The organism is Thermus hydrothermalis (assembly GCF_022760925.1).
GTDB classification, from domain to species: domain Bacteria; phylum Deinococcota; class Deinococci; order Deinococcales; family Thermaceae; genus Thermus; species Thermus hydrothermalis.
The window spans coordinates 106,644-128,091 of record NZ_JAKTNT010000001.1 but is presented as its reverse complement, the minus strand read 5'-3'; the positions used below and the strand labels follow the sequence as shown (position 1 = coordinate 128,091).

Here is a 21,448-nt window from a genome sequence, read left to right as displayed (position 1 = left end):
TTTTTGACGCGATTTTCACAGGGAGAGGGGAGGCTTAGGGATGATGCGGCGAGACGTGAAGGCCAGGAGAAGGATTGCCCCAGGGCTCTGGGTGGGGCTCCTCTGGCTCCTCTCCCTGGCCTTCGCCCTGACCCCTGCCGGCACCGTGATCCGCAACCAGGCGGTGGCCTGGGTGGGGGAGGAGCGCCACCTCTCCAACGTGGCGGAAACGGTGGTGCGCCCCCTCTGCCTTCCCCAGCTCTCCCCCGACGGCACCCAGGAAAGCCCTGGGCAGGTAGCCTCCATCAGCCCAGGGGGGTACGCCTACCTGCCCTATGTCCTCACCAACGGGGGGAACGACCGCTTCACCTTTGGCCTGGGGTATGCCTTAGGCCCCCGGGACTTTGACCCCGAAGAGGTGGCCCTCTTTCCCGACCCAAACGGGGACGCTCTTCCCGACGGCCATCCCATCACGGAGGCTACCCTGGACATGGGGGAAAGCCTTAGGCTGGTGGTCCGGGTAAAAGCCCCCCTGGCGGCCACAGGAAGCCTTCTCCTTAGCCCCATCGCCCGCTGCTCCGATGGGGCGGAGGACAGGGAGAACTGGGCCCGCCTCGAGGCCCGCCAAGGCCCCGCCCTCTCCTTGGAGAAGGCCATGCCGCAAACCGCCCGTCCTGGGGAGGAGGTCCCGGTGGTGCTCCGGGTGCGCAACCTGGGGGAGTCGGAAGCCCAGGGGGTGGCGGTGGCGGACCTCCCCCTCCCCCTCCCCTTCGTCCCCGGCTCCGCCCAGGCCCCCAAGGGCCAGGTGGAGTACTTTGACGGCCAGGCCTGGACCTCCCAGGAACCCCCCGCCGTCCGAGGGGTGCGCCTCCTCCTCCCCCGCCTCCTCCCCGGGGAGGAGGCCACGCTCACCTTCCGCCTCCGGGTGCCCCCCGCCACGCCTCCGGGCCTCGTGGAGAACCGGGCCGTGGCCACGGGACCCGGGGGGCCTGCGGAGGGACGGGCGGTCTTGAGGGTACTCCCCTTCTACGCCCACCACCTGGGCCCCGGAGGGAACCCCAGGGCCCTCCCCGGGGGAGAAGACTCCCAGGACGACCGCCAGGCGGGCAGGGCCTTGGCGGGGCAACCCCTCTGCTTCCTCCACACCCTGGAGAACGCCGGCACCGTGGGGGATAGCTACGCCCTGCGGGTGGAGGGGGTGCCTTTAGGGGTGGACGTCTGGCTGGAAGACCCAGCGGGCACCCCCCTCCCGAACCCCCTGGCCCTGGGCCCCGGGGAGCGGCGGGACCTCAAGGTCTGCTACCGGGCGCAAGGGGCAGCAGCCTTCGCCGCCAAGGTGGTGGCCCGCTCCCTGGCCACGGGGGCGGAAAACGCCACCTGGGATGACCTCGAGGCGGTGGGGGAGGAGGCCCTCGTCCTCCTCAAGGAGGCAGACCCCCCCGCCGGCACCACCCTCCGCCCGGGCCAGGAGGTGGTCTACACCCTCAGGGTGCGGAACGCCTTCGGGCCCCTTGCCCAAGCGGTGGTGGAGGACGCCCTAAGCCCGCACCTGGAGTTCCTGAGCGCTTCCCACGGCGGAGTGTACAACCCCCAAGGCCACAAGGTGGTCTGGACCTTGGACCCCTTGCCCCTTGGGGAAACGGTCCTCACCCTCCGGGCCCGGGTCAAGGCGGACACCCCGGACGACGCCCTCTTGGAAAACGCCTTCACCCTCCGGGCGCGGGAGGCCCCGAACCCCGTGGCCTCCAACCCCGTGCGGCACCCCGTTTTCGGCGCGAACCTCCTCCTGCGGAAGGAGGTGAGCCCCAGGGTGGCGCGCATTGGAGACCTCCTCACCTACCGCCTCACCCTGGAAAACCCCTCCTCCGCCCCCCTCGCCGTGCGCCTCACCGACACCCCACCCCCCGGCACCCGGTACGAGCCCGGCACCGCCCGGCTCTGCGAGGGGAGCACGCCCCTGGAGCCCCAGGTGGTGGAGGGGAAGCTGGTGTGGGAGGGGCTTAGCCTTCCCGCCAAGGGCAAGCTCTGCCTCACCTACGCCCTCCGCCTCCTGCCCCAGGCCCCCAAGGAGCTCATCAACACCGCCGAGGCCCTGGGCCTGAGCGGCCAAGGGGCGGTGGTGGCGAGCGGCCAAGCCCAGGCCCTGGCCCAGGTGGACCCCGGGCCCTTCGCCCTCGGGGGGGTGCTCCTGGGCCGGGTCTTCCTGGACCTGGACGGGGACGGCGTCTATGGCCGCGGGGACATCCCCCTCCCCGGGGCCCGGGTGCTCCTTGCCAACGGGGTCCAGGCCCTCACGGATAGCCAGGGCCGCTACGCCTTCCGCGACCTTTCCGGCCTCCATCAGGTAATGCTGGACCCCGCCTCCGCCCCCTTCCCGCCCCGTCCGCTTCCGGAAGACCTAGGCGAAGGGTACCGGAAGCGGGTTCTGGTGCAGGGGGCCACGGTGGCGGACTTCCCCCTGGTGCCCCCGAAAGGGTGGGTGCGGGTGGAAAGGAGCACGGTCCTCCGCATGGGGCCCCTCGTGGTGGAGAAGAGGCTTCTCCGCATGGGAGAAAAGGTGCTTGTGGAGCTCAAGTTGCGAAGCGGCGAAACCCTCCCCGATTTCACCCTCACCGATCCCTTGCCCGAGGGCGGGGAGAAGGCCTTCCACTACCCCGAGTTCGCTGGGGAGGAAACCCTGGTCTACGAGGTGGGCCAGGCCTTCCTCACCGACCCCGAGGTGCGTTGGAGGTACCCATGAGGCGTCTACTGGCCCTATTCCTCACCTTTTCCCTGGCCATGGCCCAGGTGGCGCTCAAGGCCACCCTGGTGGGCACCGGCCTTTCCTGGGAGATGGACCGCCTCGAGGCCTGGCTCCTCCCCCAAGGGGAGGAGGGGCGGATCGTCCTCTATTCCCCGGGCTTTGACCCCCAGGACTACCGGAGCGCCCTAAGGGGCCAGGAGGAGCTTGGGGACGAGCGCTACGATGGCGGGCAGGGCGAACTCAAGGCAGTCTACGAGCTCTACCGGGGCGAAACCCTCCTGAGGCGGTTGGAAGTCGGGGTGGAGCCCCATCGGGAGGTCCTCTTCTTTGAAGGGAAGCTAGAGAAGGAAACCCCCTACCGCCTGGTGGCCCGCTTTGAGGGGCTTGGCAAGAACGCCTTCCTCCTGAAGGCGGAGGGGTTCGCCGTGCAACTGGACCCCATGACCCTGGCGGTGGACGCGCGGGGCCAAGGGGCTGGCCTCACCCTACGGCAACGCCCCGGGGAACGGGGCCGGTTCGTGGAGCTTTTCGCCCTCGAGGCCTCCCCTTCCCTCCTCCCCCTCCCCGTGCGCTTTTACGACGAAGACGGGCCGGAAGAGCTCTTGGCCCAGGTGGCGCTCCCCGATGGCCGCCTGGAGGAGCGCCCCGTTTCGGGGGATAGGGCCTGGGCGGAGTACGCCGTGCGCCTCCCTGGCCTCACCCGCTTCCTCTTCGCCCAACCCCCCACCGCCAAGCAGTACTCCAACACCCTGGCCTTCCAGGTGAAGGCCTGCTTGGAGGTGGCCCAGGACCGCTTCCGGGCGGTTCCCCCCGGGCCCCGGCGGGTGGCGGTGGTGGACAACGCCGGGAACCCCCTGGACCTGAAGCCCACCCTCACGGAGGACGGCCTGGCCTTCCTGGACCTACCCCAAGGCTACCGCCTCCTGGAGGTTAGGGCCCAGGGGGCGGTGGTGGTGGAGGGTGGAAGGGTCCGCTTCGGCTGCCCCGGGGGCGAGGCCGTCTTCGTGGTGGCCCCGCCCGAGGCGAAGCTTAAGGTGCGCCTCCTCCTGGACCTGCCTGGGGGCGAGCGCCCGGGAGAGGGAACCCTCCTCCTCGGCAAAGAGCGCCGCAGGGTGAGCGGGGAAGCCTTCTTCTCCCTCACCCCCGGCACCTACCCCCTGGCCCTCGAGGCGGAAGGTGCCGCCGTGGAGGGCCCCAAGGAGGTCCGCCTCCTCCCCGGCGAGGAGCGGGAGGTGGTCTTCCGGGTGCGGCCCGAGGTGAGCCTCGCCCTCACCCCCGAAACCCAGCGCCGCCCCGAAGGGGAAGCGGCCCGCCTCGTCCTCCGCGCCACCACCCCCTACCCAGGCCTCCTCCCGGCAGAGCTCGCCCTGGACCTCCCCCCCGAACTGGAGCCCCTGGGGCCCACCCGCCTCACCGCCCCCTTGAGCAAGGACCGCCCCCTGGAGCTCGCCGTGGAGGTCAAGGGGCCCCTGGGAGGCTACCAGGTGCGGGGGAGGCTTCTTCCCTTTGGCCTGGAAAAGGGGGCCGAGGTCGCCTTCTTCCGCCCCGCCACCTTCACCCTCAAGAAGGAGGCCCTGACCCCAAGGGTGGCCAAGGGCGAGGAGGCCCGCTTCCGCCTCACCGTGGTGAACGAGGGGGACGAGGCGGGGCAGGTCCGGCTCAGGGACCTGGGAGGGGTGGGCCTCGAGGGGCCCGGCCTGGACCAGGAGGTCTACCTGGAACCCCGCCAAGGGAAGAGCTACGAGGTGGCCTTCCGCGTGGTGGGGGAAGGCCTTTTGGTAAACCGGGCGGAACTCCTACACCAAGGCGAGGTCTTGGCCCGGGCGGAAGCGGGGGTGGAGGTCCGCCTCCCCAAACCCGCCCTCGCCCGGGAAACCCCGCATCGGCGCTACTTGCCGGGCGAGGTGGTAACCCACCGCCTGGTGGTGAAAAACCAAGGGGAAGCCCCCTTGCGCTACGTCCTGGAGGACGCCTGCCCGGACATCCTGGAGCCCGCCAACGCCCGCTTTGAGGGGACCCTGGCCCCCGGGGCCGAGCGGGTCCACACCTACGAGGCCCGGGTGCGCTTCGGGGAAGAGCGGGAAGGCCTCTGCCAAGCCACCTTGCGGTACGAAGGAGGCGCTTTGCAGGCGGAAAGCCCCATAGCCCGCGCCCTCCTCAAGCTCACCAAGGAAGCCCTGGCCCCCAGGGTCCTGGAAGGGACAGAGGCCACCTTCCTCCTCCGGGTGGAGAACCCCGCCGACCACCCCGTGCGCCTCCGGCTCCTGGACACCCCCTCCAAGGGGCTTCCCATGGAGGGGCTGGACGTGGAGCTCACCCTCGCCCCCGGGGAGGCGCGCACCTTCACCCTGAAGGCGAAGGAGGTTCCCCCCGGGGCCCACGTGAACCGGGCGAGCGCCTTCCTGGGGGAAACCCCGGCGGCCTTTCCAGCGGAGGCCAGCGTGGTGGCCCTGCCCCTCCTCATCCCAGAAAGGCTTTCCGAGGTGCGCCTGCCCTTCCGGGTGGAAGGGGAAGGCGAGGGCCTCCTCCTCGCCTTCAGCGTCCCGGAAGGGGCCACCTACGTGCCGGGAAGCGCCCGCCTGGCGGAGGGGGATAGGCTTCTACCCCTCGAGGACCCCCTCCTCCTGGAAGGCCGTCTCCTTTGGCGCCTCCCTTTCCGGAAGGAGGGCGAGGTGCGCTTTAGCCTCCGCCACGAGCGGGCCCTCCCCCCCTTGGCCGAACCCAGCCTGACCCTCCTCGCCGGGGGGCGGGAGGTGTACCTGCAGGGGAAGGTGACCCTGGAGGACTACCGGAAGGCCAAGCCCTTCCAAGGGGAGCGGCAGGGGGTCATTCGGGAGCCCAGGGACGGGGAGGTCTTCCGGGACCGGGACGCCATCCGGGTGGTCCTGGAAGCCCCCTTGGGCCCCCTCACCCTCAAGGTGAACGGGAGGCCCATAGGCCAAGACCGCCTGGGGAAGGCCGAGCTGGACGAGGGGCGGGGCTGGCAACGCCTGGAGTACTACGGGGTGCCCCTGGAGGTGGGCTTAAACGTTCTGGAGGTGGAAGGGGTGGCCCAGGACCGCCTCGAGGTCTTCCGCGCCGGGAACCCCACCCGCCTGAGGCTCTCCCTCCTGGAGGCCAAGGCGGACGGGCGCACGCCCCTTAAGGTCCTGGTGGAGGCCCTGGACGAAAACGGCCTCCAGACAGGCTTTGGCCCCGTTTCGGTGGAAACCGACCTGGAGCCCCTAAGCCCCGATGCCTTCCTGGAGCTCTCCGGCTACCAGATCCTCCTCAAGGACGGCCGGGCCGAGCTTCTCCTCAAGCCCCTCGCCGCCCCCAAGGAGTTCCGGGTCAAGGCCCGCTTCAACCAGCTAGAGGGTGAGGCCCGCCTCTTCGCCGGGGAGCGCAAGGAGGCCCTCTGGCTCGGCCAGGGGAGCGTGGGGGTGGCCCTGGGGCCGAGCCTCTCCCGGCTTTCCCTGGAAAACCTACGCCTCTTTGGCCTCGCCCGGGCCTACGCGGAGGGCCCCGTCCTGGGCGGGCAGGGGCAGATTGCCCTGGACACCGCCGGAGGCCTCGGGACCAAGCTCTCCACGGACCGCTTCCCCCTCACCGGGGCCGCCACGGAGGCGAAGCGCCCCCTCACCTCCGATGACCCCGTGGCCTTCCGCTACGACCAGCCGGAGTTCTCCCTGAGCTACGAGAGGGCCCCCTTGGGAGCAGGCCTTCCCGAGGCCACCGCCCTCCGCCTTAGCACCCGGGGCGAAGGGCGCCTGGAAGCCTTCCTCGCCCTCCTCCCCCGGGACACGGTGGAGGAGGTCATCCGGCCCGACGGCACCTCCTTCTACCGCCTCTCCCGTAGGCCCAAGCCTGGCACCCTCACCCTCACCCTGGTGGAAGGGTCCAGGGAAACCCGCCTGGTGCCCGGCAAGGACTACGTGGTGGACGACCTGGGGAACCTCCAGCTTTCCCGGCCCCTCTTCCCCACCACCCCGGACCTGAGCCCCGTTTACCTCCTGGCGGCCTACGCCCCCGAGGAGGCCCCCAGGGACCTCCTGGGCTACGGCGTGTCCGGGGTCTACGAGGCCCAAGGCCTCCGCTTCGGCCTATCCGCCGCCTACTTGGGGGCTTGGCGTTACGGGGCCGAGGCAACCTACGAGGCCGGGAGTCAGCGCCTGAGCCTCAGGGCCACCTACCAGGAGGGCCGCTTCGGCCTCTCCTTCGGGGCGGACGCCCGGTTTGGGGCCATCCGCCTGCGGGGGGACTTGCGGGCGGAGGACCTCGCCCAGGGTGTTTCCGCCCTCCAAGGAGGGGCCCGCCTGGCATACGAGGGAGGCCCCTTGGGCGTGGCCCTGGAGCACGCCACCCCGGCCCAGACCGCCCTCCTCTTGGAGTACCGGCCCCGCCCCTTCACCCTAGGCGCTGGCCTCGGCTACATGTGGGACGAGGGGGCCTGGGCCCTCCTGGGCCGGGCGGGGTACGAGGAGGGAGAGGCCCGGGCCCTCCTCACCCACGCCCAGCCCTTCAGCGCCGCTAAGGCCGTCACCCGGCTGGACGCCGCCTGGCCCCTGGACCCGAACCTCCGCCTGGAAGGGGGCCTGGCCTACACCTGGGGCGAGGGGGTTTCCGGCACCCTGGGCCTCCGCCAGCGCCTGGGGGACGCCAACCTAGCCCTCGCCTACGAGCTCCCCACGGCAAGCGGCGAGGGGAACCGGGCCCGCTTCGGCCTCGAGGCCCCCTTCCCCCTCACGGACCGCCTGAGCCTGAACCTCTCGGCGGGGCTTGAGCGCCGCTTCCAGACCGGGGAAACCCTCACCGCTTTCGGCCTCGCCGCCCGCTACAAGGTGGCGGACTTCGTGGCCACCCTAGGGGCGGAAACCTCCCTGGGCCAGGAAACCAAGCTTGTCCTCAAAGGGGGAGCGGCGGGAAGCCTGGACGAGGAGAACACCCTGTCCGCCGACCTCGCCTACCAGGTCCTGCCCGAGCCAAGGGCCCGCTTCACCGTGGCCTACGCCCTCTTCGCCTCCCAGGTGAACCTCCTCACCTACCACCGCCTCACCTGGGAGGCGGAGCCTGTCCTGGAGGGAGAGGCCCTCCTCGCCTACCACCGCCCCGGCTTCCAGCTCCGCCCGGGCTTCGCCTACCGGGTGAAGCCCCAAGACCCCTTGGCCAACACCTACCAACTGGGCCTGGGCGGCAACCTCTATCTCACGGAGCGGTTTGGCCTAGGGGGTGCCCTCTACTACCTCTTCCAACCCGGCACGGGCCAGGACCGCCTGGCCTACAACGTGGAGGGAAGCCTCAGGGTGCTGGACGGGCTCTGGTTCAACCTGGGCTACGGCTTCGGGGAAACCCTCTTCCAGCCCGAAGGTTTCTACCTGCGCCTAGACTTCTTTGGAGGTAGCCGATGAAAAAGGCCTACTCTTCCAAACTAGCCTGGCTAATCTTATCCTTAGGTTTTTCCCAGATGTGCCCTCTTCAGGACGGCATCGTCGCAGGCACCCAGATTCTCAACAGCTACTATGGCGGAAGTGCGGTTCCGTCCTACCTACCCGCAGGGACGACCACGATCCAGCTCTCTGGTTCACCAGAGCCCACGGGCGCCCCTCCCATCCAGCCTGGAGACCTCATCCTCATCATCCAGATGCAGGGAGCCACTATCAACTGCGAAAACAACAACCGCTACGGGGACGGGCAGGGTAACGGGGGCACGGGAGGTACCCGCACGGAGGACTATGCGGGGGGCCTTATGGGCACACCTCAGGCCGGGCAGTACGAGTTTCGAACCGTGGTTTCGGTTTCTGGAGGAACCCTCACCCTGAACTCCCCGTTGCGATACACGTACAGAAACCAAGAGGTCACTAATCCCGGTTGCACCAACGGCCAGGGTAGTGGACGGTTTGCCTACCAGATTGTGCGTGTACCTCGGTACCGCAACCTCACTATATCCGGCACCGTGAAAGCCTTTCCCTGGAATGGAACCGTGGGCGGGATTATAGCCCTGGATGTGTGGGGCACCACAACCTTTAGCGGGGCCGGGCCACACTTAGATGCCACGGGAGCGGGGTTTAGAGGAGGGCACAACCTGGCTAGAGGGACGGTAAACGGGTCCACCCTCTACACTAGAGCTTCCGATGACGGGGCTTATGGAGCCCATAAAGGCGAGGGCGTCGTTGGAACCCCTAGGAGACTATGGGACGGAAGCCAAGCCATCACTAATACCAGCCAGGGATACCCTGGTGGCGACCACGGGAGGGGTGCCCCGGGCAACGCAGGGGGGTCTGGAATAGGGCACAACTCCGGTGGCGGCGGGGGAGGCAACGGTGGCCGTGGAGGCAGCGGAGGCTACACCTGGGTCGGAGATACCGGTGGCGCGCGAGACATGGGTGGCTTTGGCGGAGGGGTCTGGAACTTCTACCCTGAGCGTCTGGTAATGGGAGGGGGCGGGGGAGCAGGAGACGCCAACAACAACGCCAATCCGTATGGGGGACGGGGTGGGGGCATCGTCTTCTTCGCCAGCGGAAAGGTCAGCGGCCCAGGCCTGATACAGGCTGACGGCGCACCTGGAGGAAACGCTTACCAGGACGCCTCCGGCGGAGGAGGGGCCGGGGGAACCATTGTGACCTTGCTGGGCGAAACTCCTCAGAGCACCCTATCCCTTTCGGCACGCGGGGGCCGGGGTGGCGATGCCGTTTACGGCTCATCCTCCGCACCAGACCCCCACGGAGCAGGGGGAGGAGGCGGCGGAGGTATCGTCCTTAGGAACTTCTCCTCCGGGGCTAGCGTTGACGTGAGTGGCGGGGCCGGAGGTGCCTACCGCCCCTGCACTGGATGTTCTCCGTTTTCGGCCAATCACCAAGGTGAACCCGGCGCATCAGGGGTAAATATGACCGTATCGGAAAGCGCCTTTGCCCCTTGGCCCTCCTACAGGAGTTGCTTCTCGGTGTCTGGGACCGTTTATCACGACCGGGAGCCCAACGGCCTCAAGGGCCCAGGGGAGGACTGGACGGACGGCGCCACGGTCTACGTCAAGCTCTTCTCGGGGACGAACCTGGTGGCCTCCGCCCAGGTGAACCCGGGAAGCGGGGCCTTCACCTTCCAGGGAATAGCCCCAGGGAGCTACACCCTGGTGCTGGACACGAACAGCAACGCCGCCGACACCACCCCCACGCCTCCGGCGGGCTGGCTCTTCATCAACCCCGCCACGGGGAGCCTGGCCGTGAACGTGAGCGGCGACACGCAAGGCCTCCTCTTCGGCCTCTTCCGCGGCTTCGTGGTGGAGGGCCGGGTCTTCCTGGACAATGGCCTTTCGGGCGGGAGCGCCAACGACGCCCTCCAAAACGGGGGCGAAAGGGGTGTGGGGAACGTGGAGGTGCGGGCCACGGATGGGAGCAACACCCGCACCACGCTCACGGACGGAAACGGCTACTATCGGCTCTACATTCCCGCCGCCTGGGGCAACGTCACCCTTTCCCACCCCTTGCGCCCCGCCACGGGCTGGAACGACGGGAGCACGGCGCAGAAGGTAACGGGCTGGCAGGACGCCACGGGCGCCGCCTCCTCCGGGGCGGTTGCGGTCCTGGGAAGCGCCGCAAGCCTCGCCGGCACCACCCTCAGCCGCAACTTCGGGGTGGTGCGGGATAGCCGCTTCTACCCGGACGGGTCAGGCCAGACCACCTCCCCCGGCACCCACACCTTCGCCCACACCTACACCCCGGGCACCCTGGGTACGGTGACCCTGAGCGCCGCCAACGCCCCCCGCTACGCCTACCAGGTGCGCCTGGACGCCAACTGCGACGGGGTCTTCGGCCCCGGGGAGGACTGGCAAGCCCTGCCCTACACCTTCGGCGTGGGGCCTTCCTGGCCCCGGGAGGCGGACGGGAGCCTGAAGGCGTGCGCCCTCGAGGTCCGGGCCCTCGTCCCCGCCGGGGAGCCCGCCGGGGCGGTGGACATCCTCCTCCTGCGCTCCGCCCTCGCCTGGAGCAACAACCCGGCCGTGGCGGAGCCCGACGGGGTCACGGACACCCTGCAGGTGACGGGGGGCGAGGTGCGGCTTACCAAGCGGGTGCGGAACGTGACCCAAAACGGCTCCTTCGGGAACACGGCCCAGGGTAGGCCTGGGGACGTTCTGGAGTACTGCATCGCCTACCAGAACCTGGGGACGGCACCCGTCACGGGCTTTACCCTCACGGACCCCGTGCCCTTCTTCACCGATGCGCTTCCCAACGTGCCGGACTACAGCAACCGGGCCATCCGCTGGGCCCACGGGGCAAGCACCCTCCACCTCACCGCCCAGAGCGGGGACGATGCGGGGGAGGTCCAAGGGGGGTTGGTGCGCGTCCAGGTGGGGAACGTGGGCCCGGGGGAAGGGGGGGAGGTCTGCTACCGGGCGAGGATCCGCTAGGAGCTCGCCAGGCTCATGAGGGCCTCGGGGTAGGGCGCAAAGAGGGCCTGGTCCAGGAGGTAGCGCTCGTCTTGGCGCAGGGCCCAGGAGCGGAGGAGGGCGAGGGGGGCCTCGAGGGGCACCCGCTCCTCCCGGAAGCCGGAAAGGAGCCCGAGGAAGTGCGCCTTTTCCTTGGGGGTCAAGGCCTTCTTGAAGTAGCCAAAGGCGTGGAGGAGGGCGTCCGCCATGGGGCCCAAGCGGAAGGGAAGCCGCGTGGCGAGGAGGAAGCCCTCCTCGTAGGCCCGGAGCACCTCGGAAAAGGGCCTCCCCTTGGCCTCGGCAAGGAGCCGCCCGAGACGGCGCGCCCCGCCTTGGTGGTAGGCGAGGAGGAGCAGCTTGTAGCGGGCGTGGAAGGCCATGAGGCCCGCCAGGTCCGCCATCCGGCGGAGCCTCGCCAGGGCGAAGATGCGGGTGAAGAAGTGGGCGCGGATGCGGGCGCTGGAAAGCCGCCCCTCGTCCTCCTTGGGCAGGAGGGGGAAGGCCTTCTCCACCGCCTCAGCAAAGAGGCCCGGGCCCCGGCCCACCACCCCGCCCTCCTCCGCCCGGGCATAGACCTTAGCGTCCTTCAGGGCGCAGGTGGGGGAGCGGTTTTTCAGAATAAACCCCTCCACCGGACCCAAGCCCCCAAGGAAGCGCTCGCTGAAGGCCCGCATCCTCTCCGTGAGGTCCTCCCCCGTCCGGGGCTGGACCATCCTCGAGCCCCCCTCCCCCCGCACCAGGCGCACCGTGGGCCTCGGCACCCCGAGGCCGATCTCCACCTCCGGGCAGACGGGAACGAAGTCCACATGCTCCCTCAGGGCCGCCACCACCTTGTCGGGGATGAGCTCCCCGGAGTAGCGCACGGCGGCGAAGCCCAGGCAGGCGCTCACCACCAGGCGGGGCTTGGGCCAAGAACCTTCCACAGACCCATCCTAGCCCGCCCCAAGCCCCTTCCCTGTAGGGGGGAAAACAAACCCTGCCCCCTTTTGGGGGGCAGGGGTTTCCCGCAGGCTAGTCAAACTTGTTCTGCTGCAGGAAGCTCGCCGTCTGCTGCACCGAGGGGATGGCCCCCGCCACCTTGCGGATGGCGGCCCGGGTGCCCTTGTACCAGGGGATAGTGGTCTTGGGATCGGTGTAGCCGGAAACTAGGGAGTTGGAGGTGCCCCGCCAGTGGTACATGACGAGGAAGAGCATCCCCGGCTTCACGGCATCCGTGACGTACACAACGAAGGTCCCGTTCCCCTCCTCGTTGTAGACCTCCACCAGGTCCCCGGACTGGAGGCCTAGGCGCTTGGCGTCCTCGGGGTTCACCTCCACGTAGGGGAGGGGCAGGGCCATGGCCTTCTCCGGCAGGTGCCGATCGTGGTAGGCGGTCTGCCAGATGGTCTGGGCCCGGCCGGTGGTGACCCAGAAGGGGTACTTCTGCGCCTTCTCCCCTTCCAGGTACTTGGCCACCTCCTGCGGGTAGCCCTCCCAGTCGTCCGTGCCGTACCACTTGAACTTGCCGTCTTCGGTGCCGAACTTGTAGGTGTAGCGGCGCACCGTGCCCACGAGCTTCCCGGTCTTGGGGTCGCGGCGCACGGGGGTCTGGATGCCCTTTTGGCCCAGCTCCTTCAGGAGCTTGTAGGTGACGCCCTTGTAGTTCTCCGCCTCCAGCTTGGCCTCGTCCTCCTCGCTCACGCGGTTGTCGGCAAACTCCTCGGCCCCCGCCAGGAAGACGTCCTCGTCCGTCCGCCAGTTCTTGCCGAACTCAAACTTGGCAGCCTCCTGGTGCTTACCCTCCGCCCGGTAGAGCTCGGCGATGCGCAGGCCCACCCACTTGAAGATCTCCCAGTCGGGCTTGGCCTCCCCGGGCGGGTCCATGAACTTCTCGTAGAGGCGGAGGAGGCGGCTATTGCAGTTGATGGAGGTTTCGTTGGCCTCGCCCCAGCCGGCGGCGGGCAGGATGAGGTGGGCGTCCCGGGCGGTTTCCGTCATGTAGATGTCCTGGACCACCAGGAAGAGGGCGTCGGGATCCTTGTAGAGGATATCCAGGATCTTCTGCACCCTTTCCTGGATGGTCCCGGGCTCCCCGCCCTCGCCCAGGGCCTTGGTGAGCTTCTCCGTGCGCTCGTGGATCCGCTTGCGGAAGACCTGGTTGTTGGGCGTGGAGAGGTAGGGGTCGTTGGCGATCACCCAGTAGAACTTGCCTTTACCGTCGGTGAGGAACTTGTCCACGTTCACCGGGGGCCCGCCGCGGTAGATGGAGCCGGGCGTGGGGGCGGGAGGACGCACGTACCCCTCCTGGTGCCCGCCCTGACGGCCGCACCCGGTGCCGGGGCGGCCGATGTTGTGGGTGAGGACGGCGAGCTGCACGATGGCCGCCACCTGGTCGTAGTTCTTCATGTTCCAGATGATGCCCTTCTCGTAGATGGTGAGGGTGCGGCGCTTGAACCGGCCCGCCTTGGGCTTGGCAATCCAGTCGGCGGCCTTCTCAATCTGGGCACGGGGCACACCCGTGATGCGCTCCACCTCCCGCATGAACTCGGCGTAGGGTACCCCGAGCTTGAGGCTTTTTTGCTTGTACTCCTCAAAGAGGGCCATGTCCGTGCGGGCCTGGAGGTAAGCCATATCGTAATAGCCCCGTTCCCAGACCACGCGGGCGATGGCGTTGGCCAGGATGTAATCCGTGCCCAGGTTGGGCTGGAGGAGCATGACCCGGTCGGGAGCCACCTGGGCCGCCAGGGTGTAGGAGCTCGTCTTCCTGGGGTCAATGACGATCATGTACCCGGGCTCGGCGGGCTCCCCCCGCTCAAAAGCCGCCTGTTTCTCCGCCACCGTGGCCCCTTGCAGGTTGGGGAGCATGTGCTCCACGTAGAAGACTGTGGCGGTTTCGTAGGAGTTGGCCCCCCAGAGGACGATGGTGTCGGCCAGGCGGGCGTCCTCGTAGGTGTAGTTGAGCTCGTGCACGCCCCGCTCCCGGCTACCCCAGACCTCGGAGTTGTAGGCCGGGCGGTTGTGGATGGCGATGTGCTTCACGGACAGGGCGGAGAAGAAGAGCTTGCCGGCGGCGTAGTTGTCCTCAAAGCCCTGGCCTGAGCCCCCGTGGTCGTAGCACTTCACGGCGATGTTGTCGTCGTTGCCGTCCCGATCGCGAATGCCCTTGATGACCCCGGCCATGAGGGTGAGGGCGTCCTGCCAGGTGATGGCCTGGAACTGGTCCCCCACCCGGAGGAGAGGATAGGTGAGGCGGTCTTGGGTGCCCCGGTCCAGGCTCCACACCGTGAGGGCGTTGGTACCGCCCCGGATGGAGTAGTCGCCCCGGTTGATGGGGCTGTCCTTGGCGGGGACGATGACCACGTGGTACTGGCGGCCGTCCTTGCCCACGGTGATGGCGTGCATGGTTTCGGTGTAGCTCTGCCCGGCGAGGGGCGGCTGGGGGCTCGTGAAGTCCAGGCCAAAGGCGTTCTGGTTGGGCTTAGGGCCGCCCTGCTCGCCCACGGGCCAGACGTACACCTTGTAGCCGCACCCCACATTGCAGTACTGGCAGACCTGGTTGTAGACCTTGGCGTTTTTCGGGGGAATGGGGAGCTGGTCCTTGCGAGGGATAAGCGCCATCCTTCACCTCCTAGACATTCTTCACCCGGCCCCAGATGAGGCCTTGCACCGCCACGGCGTAGATGTCCCCCTTGCCGTCAATGCGCAAGGGGATCTGCGGGAGCCAGGAGCTGGCCAGGCCCTGGTAGGTCTGGCCCGCCTTGGCGGGGTCAAACATGGAGTAGTGGCACCGGCAGATAAAGCGCCCCTTCTCGTACTGCACGGGGCAGCCCATGTGGGTGCAAAGGGCGGAGAAGGCCACGATGTCCCGGTCCTTCCCTACCCCGCCCAAGGCCGGCCGGCCCAGCTTCACCAGGATGGCGGGGGCCGAGGCGTCCGGGTAGTTGAAGGTGATGGGCTCCCCCGTCCGCACCTGGGCGACGTTGGCCACCTTCACCGCCGGGTAGGTGAGGCTTGGGGCGTACCAGAGCTGGGCCTTGCCCCCGGCGGCGAAAAGGGCGGTGGCTGCCGCCGAGAGCTGCACAAACCGCCTACGGGTTAATGTTTGCGTCATATGGCTTACCTCCTCCCTTGCTTTTTGCGATTGAACGATATCAAACGGATGGGACATTTGTCAATAGGACGGCCCCATTCCGAAATACCCACCAGGGGTATGCCTTATGCCCGTCTGGGGGCTACCGGCACTTTGGTTGCCCCCATGCTTATGGGAGGCACAGGACCTTGCTAAACTATGAACAGTATGCGCAAGAAGGATCTCTTGGAAAGCCGCCTATTGGCCCTAGCCCACCCGGCGCGGGTGGCCATGGTACGGCTGCTCGCCGAGCTTCCGGACGAGCACACCGCCCGCGACCCCCGGTGCGGCACTGCCTTTGGCGTTTGCTTCTGCCACCTGAAGGAGAGGACGGGCCTTTCTGGGCCCACGGTGAGCCACCACCTGAAGATCCTGCGGGAAGCGGGCCTGGTGGAGGGGATACGGGTGGGCCGCTGGACCTATTTCCGCCTGCGGCCGGGGGCCCTCGAGGGCCTCGCCCAGGAACTCCTGGCCCTGGCGCGCCAGGCGGAACGGACGCTGGAGCGGGCGGTGTAGGGGACTCCCTCCCCTTCCACCCAGCCTGCCCTGCGCAAAAACGCCTAGGGGTGCTTCCCCCAGAGGGGGTTGTAGGCTACCGCCCAGCCTGGCCGGCCCCGGCCCACGTTGAAGGCGGCAAAAAAGGCCCAGCCGCCCACGAAAAGGCCCAAAAGGACCAGAAGGGCCCCAACCCCAAGGGCCGGTATCGGGAGGGCCACCTCCCCGGACCCCTCCACCCTAGCCCAAACCGGGGCTAGGGCCCAGAGGCCCACGCCAAACCCCACCGCCATCAGCCCCACGCCCGCCCAGATCCAGGCCCAGGCCCTTTGGTAGCGCCTCCGGGCCTCTTGCCACCCCTCGAGGGCCTCCTCCGGAGGGTAGAGGAGGCCGTTGAGCCAGGCGGGGCCGCTGGCCGTGGCGAGGTAGCGGGATAGCCCCGGGTGTTCCCGCCAGGAAAGGCCCAGGTGTCTAAGGAGCCGGTCCCACCCGGGAAGGTCCAGGGGCAAGGGGAGGGCCCCGGTGCGGAAGCGCAGGCGGAAGAGGGGCCCCTTCTGCCAGGGAGGGGCCAGGTGGAGCCTAAAGCGCTGGAGAGCCTGGGGCCGCTCCTCCAGCCAGGTCCAGGAGCCCAAGGGGTCCTCGAGGCCCAAAAACTCCCCCTTGGGGTAGAAGGCCCCGCCCACCCGCACCCCATCCGGCAGAAGCTCCACCCGGAGGCGCCTCCGCCTTAGGGGCTCCCACCCGGTGCGGAGGAGGTAAAAGGCGCCCACTCCCGCCCCCAGGAGGGCGAGGAGGGCGAGGAAGCCCCCGCCCGCAAGCCCCGCCCAAAGGAGGAGGGCCAAGCCCAGGATGCCGCCCAAGAGGCGAAGAAGGGCCGCCCGGATTTGCCAGGGGTGGTAGGCGAGCACCATCCCCCTTAGCGCCTCCAGGTGCCGGGAAGGCCGGAAAGGCTTTCCTCTAGCTGCCGCCAACCCTCCTGGCGGAGAAGCTCCTCCAGCCGGCTTCCCCGGTCCACCGCCCCCACCAGGCCGCCGAAGACCGGTTCCCGCCAGAAGGTCCCCGTGCGGAAGGACTCCTTGTAGACCTTGAACACCTCCCCGGTGCTCGGATCCCGCACGTAGGTTTGGTCCGAAAGGAGGTTGGTCCAGCTACGCCGCATCCAGGCGTTGAACTCTTCCCCCTGGCGCACCATGGCCAAAACCCTCCGGGTTTCCTCATCGCTCGCCTGGCGGGCCCTCAGGGCCTCGAGCCAGGGCCACTCCGGATGGGCCCGGATCCCCAGGAGAAAGCCATGGAACGCGGGAAGGTTCTGGGCCAGGGCGGAAGGGGTTCCCTCCCGCAGGATGACCTCCAGCCGCACCTGGCACAACCCGCTCGCCGCCCCCCAGTCCGCCTGCTGGCTCGCCAGGACATCGCCCCGGAAGTAGGCCTCGCGGGAAAGCCCCCCTGACCGCGCCTCCAGGATGTGGTCCCACCTGGCTCGGACCCACTGGCCCCCGCGCGGCATCTGCATGAGATAGCTGTCCATCTGCGCCTCCTCCGCCGCCCTAAGCTCCTCGAGGCGGCGGGCGATGCGGCCACTGGGTGAGGGGGAAGGCTCTAGCTTCACCACCTGCCAAGCCTGGCCTCGTTCCTGCCCCCAGAGCTGCACCAAGAGTTGCGCCACCTCCTCGGGCCTCGTGGGGCAGAGGAAGCCAGAAAGGAGACCCTTCTGCCCATTCCAGCCCAAAATGGTGGAAGCGTTGCCCCCCATGCCCGTCTGCACGCCGGACGCCACCAGGAAGAGCACGTCCTTCCGATGCAGAACCCCAGGACCCTGGAGGGTGTAGGCCAGCTGGCGGAGGGAAGGCCCCTCGCCCGTGGGCACCAGCGCTCCCTGAAAGGTATAGCCCTTGGGGACCTTCACCGAGAAGGCCTCCATGCCCAAAAGGGGGTCGTAAACCTTCTGCACCCCGTAGGCCATGCGGGCATCCGGAGGGAGAAACTCCAAGGAGCGTAGAACCTGGTAAGCGCGGCTTCGCACCCCAGGGCTTGCGCCCGCGGGAAGGTAAACGCTAACCGCTAGGACCTGCCGGTCGCCGGGCAAGAGGAGGTGGGCCGCCTCGTAGGTGAGGCCGCCGAAAAAAGGGTCCCGGAAGGCCTCAAGGGGTAGGTTGGGGGCCAGGCGGTAGGGGTAGGCCAGGCCCTGCGCCAAAAGGAGAAGCCCCCCTGGCACGCCCTTGAAGAAAAGGCGGGGCTTGCCCTTCGCCATGGCCTGCGCCTCCTGCAAAAGGGGGGCCACCGCCTCCCGGGGGGCCTTTAGGGGCATTCCCCGGACGAGGAGGAAGGCCTCGAGGTCCCCCACCACTAGGCCATAGTCCCGCACGCTCACGCTGTAGCCCGTAGGCAGGAAAAGGGAAAACCCATGCAGAGCATCCCGGAAGGTTTCGCCTCCCTGACCCCGCGCCAAGCCTCCCCACAGGCCTACAAACAGAAGCAGCCCAAGGAACCTCAAACCCTGCAAGCCCTTCCACCAAAGGAAGGGCGCCGCTAGGCGGGTATAGGGGCAAGCGGGCCACCTCATCTCTCCTCCCCACTCAGACCGCCACCCATGTAGGCGTAAAACTCCTGCCAGCTTTCCAGGAACATGAGCAGGAACGCCACGATGGCCCTGTCCGTCACACCTCCTTCCAGCAGCAGGTCCGCCTCCAGCACGGGGTAAAACCCCTCGTCCAGGTAGGCCCGGCTGAAGCGGTACTCCCGGTTCCACGCCAGGACCTTGGCGATGTGGTTCAAGGAAGGACCCTCGGCCAAATCGGGCCGGACCTTGAGGAGAAGGCTTTGGCAACGGGGCTCCCTCCCCTGGCAGTCCGCCAGGAAAAGGCGGAACTTCTGCCCCTCCACCTCCACCTCGTACTCCACGGAAACTCCCCAGTTGAAGACCTGCTGGTACTTCCAGCCCAAAGACCCGAGAAGCCCCTCCATGCCCTGGGGGGTGATTTCCGTGCGCACCTCCTGGCCCAGGACAGGGGCCAGGAGGGCCATTCCGGCCAGGGCCCACCGCATCAGCGCACCTCCAATAGTGGGATAGCGCGTACAGGGGTTTTGCCGCTTCGTATAGGACGCAAGGTTTGGGTAGGCCAGACCCACTCAAGGAGCTGAAGCGACTGCGCCAAGGCCGGTTTCAGCAAAGCCTTTACATCGTCAAAGGGCCTCATCTGCCCACCTAGGGGCGTACAGTACCGGAGAGGTGCAAGCGGAAGACCTCGGCCCGGTAGCGGATGGTAGCCTCTTGGCTGCTGGCGGCGTCCCCGCTAATCTGGGCACCCACGTAGAAGCGCCTGCTCGCCACCGCCTGAACCTGCTCGGGACTCAGGTTGGCCTGGCCCTCCACGCACACCCCTCCGCTGGTGAGCCCCGCCACGTCCTTGGTACCCTGGGCGACCAAGTTCTCCTGTCTGAAGAAGCCTGCCTCGTTTCCTCCGAGGTAAGCGGCGTAGGTCAGCGAGCCGCTGAAGGTTGCCCCAGGTGTCTCCGAGGTGAAGCAGACCCGGTACTCGAGGCTCGCCCCCGAAAGGCTAACCCGGCTATCCGGGGTATACGAAACGGGATGGGGCCCGATGGTTTTGGGGTTCGGGTCAATGCCCCCAGCCCGCACCTGAAACGTGCCCTCCAAAAAGTCTCCCGGCAATCCCTGTTCCAACAGGTTGAGGGTGTAGTTGAAGGGGAAGCTGCAGGCCCCAAGGGCCATAGCCAAAAGCCAAACCGCTTTCCTCCACATCGGATACCTCCTTTCACCCCTCACCCTAGCTGCCTGCCCTTACACAATCCTTAAACGCCAAACGCCCCCCTCCCCCCTCCGGGCCTCCGCCAGAGGGTTGGACCGGACCGCCCATCCCCGATGGCCGCCCAGGCCGAAGAGCCTGTGCCAAAGGAAAAGCCAAGCCAAAAGGGAAAGGGCGAGGCAGAAGAGACCCAGGTAGCCCAAGGGAGAGTTGGCGTCCCACGCCACCAGCGCCACCCCCAGGAGGAAGATGGCAGTTACCCCCCAGAGCCACCCCATTTCCCGCCGGTACTGCGCCCGGGCTTGCTCCCACACCGGCAGGACCTCCTCCGGGGGGTGGAGGAGGCCGTTGAGCCAGCCCATCCCCCGGGCCTCGCTCAGGTAAAGGGCAAGCCCCGGGTGCTCGGTCCAGTCCTGGCCCAGGTGCTTTAGGAGCCGGTCCCAACCCGGGAGGTCCAAGGGAAGAGGAAGCTTCTCCCCGAAGTCCAGCCGGAAGGGATGGAGGGGGCCCCAGGGCTTGGTGGGGCCAAAAGGGCCCACAAGGCCCCGGAAGGCCCCCTTGGGGTAGTACCGTAGTACCGCCCCCAGTACCGGATCCCCTCGGGCTCCAGGACCACCTCGAGGCCCGCCCGAAGCAGGGGAGCCACCCCTGTCCGGTAGACGTAAAGGGGCGCGAAGACGAGAACCCCCACCCCAAGGGCCCAGGCCCAAGCCTCCCCTTCCCGTACCAAGAGCCAAACGAGCCAAAGCACCCAAAGGGCGGCCCCGCCCCCGAGGAGGAGCCGGAGGAGGGCCGCCCGCACCTGCCAGGGATGGTACCGCAGGGTTTCCATCAGGGCCTCCTCCGTTTGGGTCTAGCACGCACGTCAAAAAGCACTTCCCGTTCCGGACCCCTAGAGAGGGGGAAGAGGGAAGGCGCGGCAAAGGTCTAGAACGGACAATCCCCCCAAGCCAAGTGGCCCCTCCCCTTTCCCTGACCCCTAGGGGTCCTCAAGCGCTATCCTGCCCAGGGCGGCTTACATATCCCTTAAACGCCCTGGGCCCTGTGCCTCTTTCGCCTCGAGGGCTCCACGGGAAGGGGGCTGCTCTCTAGATAGACCTTCCTAACCCTTACTTCCTAGAAAGGGGGTTGGAACGGCCGAGGGCAGGCTCGAGGCCACCCAGTAGCGGGATTTGACCGCCCCGCCCCCCTACACCCGGAAGACCTTGGGCGGCAAAAACGCCCGGAGGACTAGCCCGCCGGGCCTGGCCTCCCCCTTTAGCCAAGCCACCCCACCCTTCTTAAAGGCCAAGCGCTCGTAAACCATCTCCTCCACGGAAGCCCCCATGAGGTCCCCGAAGAGGAGCAGGGCCAACAGGGCCGAGAGGAAGGGCTCGTGCCCCACCAAAGCCACCCTCCCCTCCTGGGGCAACTCGTCCAGAAGCGCCCGGCCAGGAGGGCCCAGGAGGTGCGGCGTGAGGCGGACCTCTCCGCCAAGGCCTTCGGCGAGGAGGCTTGCGGTTTCCAAGGCCCGCCGCTTGGGGCTCGTGAGGATCAGGTTCAGGGAAACCCCAAGCGCCTTCAAGCCCCGGACCACCTTGCGAAAGCGCCGCACGCCTTTGGGGGCTAGGGGCCGCTCGTCGTCCGCCTTTTCCCCTTCCCCTTCAGGCGGCAAGGCCAGGGCGTGGCGGACCAGGAAAAGCTCCATGCCCCAATCTACCCGAGCGGGCGCTGGGCATCGTGGCGGCCTCCCCAAAGGATGCGCTCCCCCTCAGGAAGGAGGAGGAAGCCGTTGCGGTCGTCCCTTATCTGCCGCTTCAGGACCTTGAGCACCTTGCGTTTCGCCTCCTTGTCCAATACGGGGAAAAGGAGCTCAAATCGGTTGTAAACTACCCTAACCAAGCGCTTTTGCGCTCTGGTTAGGGCTTTCCGAGGAAAGCCGATGGAGAGACGATACCCTCAGAATCTGGGCCGGTTTACAA

15 protein-coding genes are annotated in these 21,448 nt (G+C 68.0%); 4 read left to right on the top strand and 11 right to left on the bottom strand.

What is annotated here, in order from left to right; genetic code table 11:
* Positions 1 to 40: 40 nt before the first annotated feature.
* From L0C60_RS12750 to L0C60_RS00625, 3 genes are all read left to right on the top strand, one after another.
* A complete protein-coding gene (locus tag L0C60_RS12750; protein ID WP_267962790.1) occupies positions 41 to 2,719 on the top strand; it encodes a hypothetical protein in 2,679 nt (892 codons plus the stop codon).
* Positions 2,716 to 8,109 (top strand): hypothetical protein, encoded by a 5,394-nt coding sequence (locus L0C60_RS00630; protein ID WP_234507832.1) that lies wholly within the window; start codon positions 2,716 to 2,718, stop codon positions 8,107 to 8,109. The genes L0C60_RS12750 and L0C60_RS00630 overlap by 4 nt, the downstream gene beginning before the upstream one ends.
* A 1,475-nt stretch (positions 8,110 to 9,584) precedes the next feature.
* Positions 9,585 to 11,102: a hypothetical protein gene (locus tag L0C60_RS00625; protein ID WP_234507830.1), complete on the top strand. Its 1,518-nt coding sequence runs from the start codon at positions 9,585 to 9,587 to the stop codon at positions 11,100 to 11,102.
* Here the strand turns inward: L0C60_RS00625 and L0C60_RS00620 are convergent.
* The 3 genes from L0C60_RS00620 to L0C60_RS00610 form a co-directional block, all read right to left on the bottom strand.
* Entirely contained in the window at positions 11,099 to 12,043 is a 945-nt protein-coding gene (locus tag L0C60_RS00620; protein WP_234507828.1) for a YbgA family protein, read from the bottom strand. The two genes, L0C60_RS00625 and L0C60_RS00620, sit on opposite strands and share 4 nt — an antisense overlap.
* Before the next feature lie 88 nt (positions 12,044 to 12,131).
* Entirely contained in the window at positions 12,132 to 14,717 is a 2,586-nt protein-coding gene (locus L0C60_RS00615; protein WP_234507826.1) for an arsenate reductase (azurin) large subunit, read from the bottom strand.
* Between the two features lie 10 nt (positions 14,718 to 14,727).
* The gene (locus L0C60_RS00610; RefSeq protein WP_234507824.1) at positions 14,728 to 15,210 is read right to left on the bottom strand and encodes an arsenate reductase (azurin) small subunit; all 483 of its coding nucleotides are present in this window, start codon (positions 15,208 to 15,210) and stop codon (positions 14,728 to 14,730) included.
* 186 nt (positions 15,211 to 15,396) lie between these two features.
* On the opposite strand from L0C60_RS00610, the gene L0C60_RS00605 reads away from it, so the two are divergent.
* Complete coding sequence (locus L0C60_RS00605; protein WP_234507823.1) at positions 15,397 to 15,744, top strand: ArsR/SmtB family transcription factor; 348 nt, start codon at positions 15,397 to 15,399, stop codon at positions 15,742 to 15,744.
* Positions 15,745 to 15,788: 44 nt separating this feature from the next.
* Here the strand turns inward: L0C60_RS00605 and L0C60_RS00600 are convergent, their stop codons facing one another.
* From L0C60_RS00600 to L0C60_RS00565, 8 genes are all read right to left on the bottom strand, one after another.
* Complete coding sequence (locus L0C60_RS00600) at positions 15,789 to 16,634, bottom strand: hypothetical protein (RefSeq protein ID WP_234507821.1); 846 nt, start codon at positions 16,632 to 16,634, stop codon at positions 15,789 to 15,791.
* 5 nt (positions 16,635 to 16,639) lie between these two features.
* Positions 16,640 to 18,172 carry a hypothetical protein gene (locus L0C60_RS00595; RefSeq protein ID WP_243092383.1) on the bottom strand — a complete coding sequence of 511 codons (1,533 nt, stop codon included), beginning with the start codon at positions 18,170 to 18,172 and terminating at the stop codon, positions 16,640 to 16,642.
* Between the two features lie 110 nt (positions 18,173 to 18,282).
* Positions 18,283 to 18,768, bottom strand: coding sequence for a YbjN domain-containing protein (locus L0C60_RS00590; RefSeq protein WP_234507817.1), 486 nt, complete (start codon positions 18,766 to 18,768; stop codon positions 18,283 to 18,285).
* 160 nt (positions 18,769 to 18,928) lie between these two features.
* Positions 18,929 to 19,483, bottom strand: a complete 555-nt coding sequence (locus L0C60_RS00585) for a hypothetical protein (protein WP_234507815.1) — start codon at positions 19,481 to 19,483, stop codon at positions 18,929 to 18,931.
* A gap of 39 nt (positions 19,484 to 19,522) precedes the next feature.
* Positions 19,523 to 19,945, bottom strand: a complete 423-nt coding sequence (locus L0C60_RS00580; RefSeq protein WP_243092382.1) for a hypothetical protein — start codon at positions 19,943 to 19,945, stop codon at positions 19,523 to 19,525.
* Complete coding sequence (locus L0C60_RS00575; RefSeq protein ID WP_234507812.1) at positions 19,915 to 20,319, bottom strand: hypothetical protein; 405 nt, start codon at positions 20,317 to 20,319, stop codon at positions 19,915 to 19,917. Before L0C60_RS00575 ends, L0C60_RS00580 begins: the two co-directional genes overlap by 31 nt.
* A 357-nt stretch (positions 20,320 to 20,676) precedes the next feature.
* Entirely contained in the window at positions 20,677 to 21,174 is a 498-nt protein-coding gene (locus tag L0C60_RS00570; RefSeq protein WP_234507810.1) for a SixA phosphatase family protein, read from the bottom strand.
* 8 nt (positions 21,175 to 21,182) lie between these two features.
* Entirely contained in the window at positions 21,183 to 21,368 is a 186-nt protein-coding gene (locus L0C60_RS00565) for a polyphosphate kinase (RefSeq protein WP_234507808.1), read from the bottom strand.
* Positions 21,369 to 21,448: the final 80 nt, after the last annotated feature.

What these genes read in the sequence shown, in the direction of transcription:
- L0C60_RS12750 (WP_267962790.1), top strand. Translation starts at nt 41, where the DNA reads ATGATGCGGCGAGACGTGAAGGCCAGGAGAAGGATTGCCCCAGGGCTC.
- L0C60_RS00630 (WP_234507832.1), top strand. Translation starts at nt 2,716, where the DNA reads ATGAGGCGTCTACTGGCCCTATTCCTCACCTTTTCCCTGGCCATGGCC.
- L0C60_RS00625 (WP_234507830.1), top strand. Translation starts at nt 9,585, where the DNA reads ATGACCGTATCGGAAAGCGCCTTTGCCCCTTGGCCCTCCTACAGGAGT.
- L0C60_RS00615 (WP_234507826.1), bottom strand. Translation starts at nt 14,717, where the DNA reads ATGGCGCTTATCCCTCGCAAGGACCAGCTCCCCATTCCCCCGAAAAAC.
- L0C60_RS00610 (WP_234507824.1), bottom strand. Translation starts at nt 15,210, where the DNA reads ATGACGCAAACATTAACCCGTAGGCGGTTTGTGCAGCTCTCGGCGGCA.
- L0C60_RS00605 (WP_234507823.1), top strand. Translation starts at nt 15,397, where the DNA reads ATGCGCAAGAAGGATCTCTTGGAAAGCCGCCTATTGGCCCTAGCCCAC.
- L0C60_RS00600 (WP_234507821.1), bottom strand. Translation starts at nt 16,634, where the DNA reads ATGGTGCTCGCCTACCACCCCTGGCAAATCCGGGCGGCCCTTCTTCGC.
- L0C60_RS00590 (WP_234507817.1), bottom strand. Translation starts at nt 18,768, where the DNA reads ATGCGGTGGGCCCTGGCCGGAATGGCCCTCCTGGCCCCTGTCCTGGGC.
- L0C60_RS00585 (WP_234507815.1), bottom strand. Translation starts at nt 19,483, where the DNA reads ATGTGGAGGAAAGCGGTTTGGCTTTTGGCTATGGCCCTTGGGGCCTGC.
- L0C60_RS00575 (WP_234507812.1), bottom strand. Translation starts at nt 20,319, where the DNA reads ATGGAAACCCTGCGGTACCATCCCTGGCAGGTGCGGGCGGCCCTCCTC.
- L0C60_RS00570 (WP_234507810.1), bottom strand. Translation starts at nt 21,174, where the DNA reads ATGGAGCTTTTCCTGGTCCGCCACGCCCTGGCCTTGCCGCCTGAAGGG.